Origin of the sequence: Pseudomonas sp. Sample_9 (assembly GCF_004307535.1) — a bacterium.
Classification (GTDB): Bacteria; Pseudomonadota; Gammaproteobacteria; order Pseudomonadales; family Pseudomonadaceae; genus Aquipseudomonas; species Aquipseudomonas mercuritolerans.
Window position 1 is genome coordinate 1 of the sequence record NZ_RAZO01000096.1, and the last position, 1,118, is coordinate 1,118.

The following is a 1,118-nucleotide window of genomic DNA, read 5'->3' on the forward strand; positions in this document are numbered from 1 at the left end:
CCGAAGAAGTGCTGCGCACAGCGCTCAAGCGCAAGTACGACAGCCATCTGGCGCGTCTGTATGGTCTGGTTCGTGGCAGCGATCCCGCGCGTCAGCTGCAGACTGCTGAAGGCTGGCTAAAGGAGCATCCGGCCGATGCGAGCCTGTTGCTGACCCTGGGCCGTTTGTGTCTGCAAACCAGTCTGTGGGGCAAGGCCCGTGACTATCTGGAAAGCAGTCTGCGTGTGCAGCGCAATCCGGAGACCTGTGCGGAACTGGCCCGTCTGCTTGCTCAGCTTGGCGATACCGAGCGCAGCAACCAGTTGTTTCAGGAAGGTCTCGGGCTGCTGGATGAACGCTTGCTGGCGGCGCCTTTGCCGGTTGTGGCGAAGGTCTGAAGGGCGGGGGAGGATGCTCCCTCGCGAACTTCGATGACCGAAAATTCCCCTTCTTTGCGCTCAAGAGACAAAGTCCTACAGAGCGCTTCACCATTTCCTATCGAGCCTGTCGGGTTTTCCCTACACCTGTGGTGAACTGTCGGCAGGTCCTTGCCTTGAAAGGCTGACACGCTTTCCTCTACCGTAACCGTCTGTCTCTACTGTTACGGAAAAGCCATGTCGTTGGCCTGCTCACGCTCCTTGTTCTTCATGGCTTTCATTGCGGGGGCCTTTGCTCTGGGAGCTTCCTATTACCTCGAATACGCGGTCGGCCTGACGCCTTGCAGTCTGTGCCTGGTGCAGCGGTTGTTCCTCACCCTGCTGTGCATTGGCTGCGGCGTGGCGGCGGTGCATGGCCCCCGGCGCGGCGGATTATGGTGGTACTGGCTGTTTGCGCTGGGCGCCAGTCTGGGCGGAACCACCGCTGCGTGGCGGCAGGTCCTGATCCAGAGCGACTCCATGCTGCAACTGGTCAGATGCTCGCCAACCGTGGAGTCACTCTTCAGTGGTTTGCCGTGGATCTGCGCATTACAACGGATGTTCAACGGCGGCGCCGATTGTGCGGACATCTCTTGGACGCTGTTCGATTTGAGCATTCCTGAATGGAGTCTGCTGTTTTTTGTCGGCGTGTCGATTCTTGCTGTTTGTCAGTTGTTGCGTCTGATCTGGAGCGCTCTGCAACGACCGGTCAGCGACGAAGCG

1 protein-coding gene and 1 pseudogene are annotated in these 1,118 nt (G+C 59.2%); both read left to right on the top strand.

The features are described from left to right. Window positions 1-377, top strand: a pseudogene (locus D6877_RS05060) (heme biosynthesis protein HemY); the annotation flags it as partial. A 216-nt stretch (window positions 378-593) separates the two neighbouring features. Next, a partial coding sequence (locus D6877_RS05065) for a disulfide bond formation protein B (RefSeq protein ID WP_130910062.1) occupies window positions 594-1,118 on the top strand: 525 nt, incomplete at its 3' end.